2 protein-coding genes and 1 pseudogene are annotated in these 3630 nt (G+C 30.4%); all 3 read left to right on the forward strand.

Annotation, left to right across the window (positions count from 1 at the left end; genetic code table 11):
- Positions 1-345: 345 nt before the first annotated feature.
- On the forward strand, positions 346-1065 hold the full coding sequence (locus Q0C22_RS05455) for a S24 family peptidase (RefSeq protein ID WP_291492576.1): 720 nt from the start codon (positions 346-348) through the stop codon (positions 1063-1065).
- Positions 1066-1106: 41 nt separating this feature from the next.
- Positions 1107-1724, forward strand: a complete 618-nt coding sequence (locus tag Q0C22_RS05460) for a site-specific integrase (RefSeq protein ID WP_291492578.1) — start codon at positions 1107-1109, stop codon at positions 1722-1724.
- 77 nt (positions 1725-1801) lie between these two features.
- Positions 1802-3630, forward strand: a pseudogene (locus tag Q0C22_RS05465) (hypothetical protein); the annotation flags it as partial.

The following is a 3630-nucleotide window of genomic DNA, read 5'->3' on the forward strand; positions in this document are numbered from 1 at the left end:
TTTTTGTAAATCACCGTTTTTATAAATGCGATACTACCAAAAACCAATGTTGTTGGCAAGAAAAAATATTGATGTATGTAACTCTATTTATCCTAAAATATCTATTTTAGTATCAATTGTAACAAATTTAAAAATCTTCAATTTTCCAAAACCTTATTTTAAAGCCATTTTAAAAAATACGATAATTTTCATTTTACCCTTGATATTTTTGCAAAAGATACTATTATATATTATGTTTTAGTGTTAATTGCTAAAACTGAGATTTCCTGCCGATCCTGAACACATAGGGCAGGCTTGATAAGCTTGATAAGTAAGCGGGGTTAAAATAAAAAAAAAGAGGCTAATATGATTGTCACAGGCAATGATGCAGTTAATGAATTGGTAAAAGAGAAATTACAAAAAACGGGTAGCAGGTTAAAATCTTTAAGAAAAGATTTGGGATTTACTCAAAAACAACTTGGTGAATCTTTGGGTGTAACACAGGGATTTTACGGGGGTATTGAAAAATCTCGATATAGCATTCCTTTAGAGGTACTTCTTAAATTAAAAGAAATTTATAACGTTAATCCAAATTGGGTTTTAACTGGTGAAGGCAGTACTTTTTTAGAACAAAACGTTAATGAAGACGAAACTTTATCAGATAATTTATCTGATTTTGTCAGTTTACCTCTTATAAGCTGCAGAATAAGCGCTGGTAATGATGCTGTAGACATTGATGATATTGAAGCCACATTGATGTTTAAGCGCAACTGGTTATCTAAATTTGGCGATCCTCAAAAGTTGTCGCTTATAGAAGTTGCTGGTGACAGTATGGAGCCTACGTTTAAATCAGGTGATATAATTTTAGTCAATCATAATCAAAATTTTTTGGATAAAGCCGGCGGAATATATGCTATAGCTATTAAAAATAATGAAGATTCCATTATAGTAAAAAGGCTGCAATACGATTGTCAGTCTGGCAAAATATTAGTGATAAGCGATAATAAACTGTATCGAACGTTTTTAGTTTCGGAAGACGAAATTGCAATAAACGGCAGGGTGGTGTGGTATGGCAGGAAAATTTAAATTATTATAAATAAGAACACTTTTAAAACACGGAGGAAAAAATGAACATAACCAACGGCAACGGCAATTTGCCGATAAACTATAAAACCGCAAAAATAGAATACTTAAGTGAAGATCAGTTAAACGCTTTAACGCAAGCGTTTATGGATTACTACGACAAATCAGTCAAATACCGCAAGGCAAAAGGCAAATACTGGCTAGTATATCTATTTTTGCGCTTTACCGGAGCAAGGCTTAATGAAGTATTGAGTATAAACGACAACACAGATGTTGATTTTAGAAATTCCGAAGTAAAGCTTGTTACGCTAAAACAAAGAAACAAAACATTCCGCATAGTGCCTATTCCTAACCAGGTTATAAGTGAACTTGCCACTTATTTAGCCCAATACCCAAGCGAAAAAGGCAAGGTATTTAAAGTCTTAGACTGTAATTTTAGAAGGAGATTCTATTTAATAGGAGAAAAAGCAGGTTTGCCAAAAAATCTGTCTCATCCGCACATTTTACGCCACACTAGAGCCATAGAACTCTTGCGTGCAGGAGTGCCTGTAACCGCCGTGCAAGCATTGCTTGGGCACTCATCACTTACGACTACAGCTATCTACTTAAGATTAAGCGGGCAAGAAATTAAATGGATATTGAAAGAAAAAGGATTGATTTAGTTTTGATTGTAAGTGTTGTGAAAAAAAATGTTATATAACAATATTGCAAACTTTTTGTTGCAAAAAAGGAGGTTTAAATGCTGAGACCAGAAAACGACTTAATTGAGTTTTTTAAAAAAGAAAAGATTTTGGAACAAAACATAGATAATTTAGATGATGTTTTAGAAAAATACAAAAATATCATTAACACTGCTAATGAAAACGGAAGCGAAAGTAACTTAAGGCAAGACATAGTTAATTTTTTGTCAATGTTATACAAAAGAAGAAATATTGTAGTAGAAGATCAGCGATTAGACATCTCAATTAAAGATGATCAAGGCACACTGCGAGCTTTTATCGAAGTGAAAAGACCGCAAAATATAACAGAAATGGTAAGACCAGATAATGTTAACAAAAAAGCCTTACATCAAATAATAGAAAACTATATAGAAAATGTAGAAAACGGCAGTGTTGATATTAATTATTTCATTATTACCAATGGTTTAGAATGGTTTATTTTAAACGATTCGACCTTGTTTAATAATTTCATTAGTAATGAAGGCTTTCAGCGCTATACTGGTTTCTGCTATACTGGTTTCAGAGATAATAGCTTCCCCCAAAAATTTTATAATTATAAAAACAATTATAAAAACAAAAGTAAGGCAGAAAAATATGAGCTTATAAGGAAATTTATAGACAAATACAACATAAAATTAGATTTTTTTTATTTAAATTTAAAAAATAAACAATATCCAGATGAAATCAAAGCAAAAGCATTATACTACTTACTAAATAGAAAAACATTATTTAAAGAAGGCTGGATAATCCCTAACAATTTAGATAAAAACTTTTATAATGAGTTGCTGTATATTTTTGGCTTAAAAGAAAAAGATGCAGGAACAAGTTCTTCAAAAAAGATAATTGTGCCAAATGGTGTTAATAATACAATTTATGATTTAATAAGAAAAACGGGAAATTTGCCAAAAACAAACCAAATAAATGAAGAAATTCTTGAAATTATTATTTTGTGGTTCAATAGAATACTTTTCCTAAAACTATTCGAATCACAATTGGTTTCTTTTAATGATGATCAAAGCATGAAATTTTTAAATACTGATAGAATTAATGAGTTTAATAGACTTAATCATTTGTTTTTTAATATCTTAGCCAAGAAACTAAACGATAGAGAAACAGATGATTTTAATTTTATCCCTTACCTTAACAGTTCACTATTCGAAAAACAAGATATTGAAGCAAAATATCCAATATCTGATATGTTAAACAATCCGTTGCCATATTATGAAAAAACAATTTTATTAGATAATAACAAAAAACGCAGAGAAGAAACAGTAAAAATATTAGATTACCTTTTTAAGTTTCTGGATGCTTATGATTTTGGAAGTGAAAAAAAACAAAGCAATAAAACATTCATAAGCCCTGCGGTTTTAGGTTTGGTATTCGAAAAAATTAACGGCTATAAAGATGGAAGTGTTTACACGCCAAGCGAAATTACAGACTATATGGCAAAAATTGCGTTAGAGAATTATATTATTTCTGAGGTCAATAGAAATCTCGAAACAAATTATGAAAATTATGACAGTTTTCAGAATGCCTATTTAAGCGGTTATCTGGATAACAATCGAGATATCATTAAAAACATATTGTCATCTGTTAAAATTTGTGATCCAGCCGTAGGCAGCGGACATTTTCTTGTTGCAGTGCTAAACAGATTGCTATATCTAAAATGGAAATTAGGTTTAATAGACGGGATGTCTGAGTTGCGAAGATACTACGATATATCAATTAATCCTTATGATATAGTTTTTGAAGATTTAATAAACCATGAAGTTTTTAAATACAAAAGAAACGGTTCAAGCCGTATGCAGGCATTCCAGAAACTTATATTTAATGCTAAAAGGGAAATTAT

It is taken from the genome of Desulfurella sp. (assembly GCF_023256235.1).
In the GTDB taxonomy this organism is placed as follows: domain Bacteria; phylum Campylobacterota_A; class Desulfurellia; order Desulfurellales; family Desulfurellaceae; genus Desulfurella.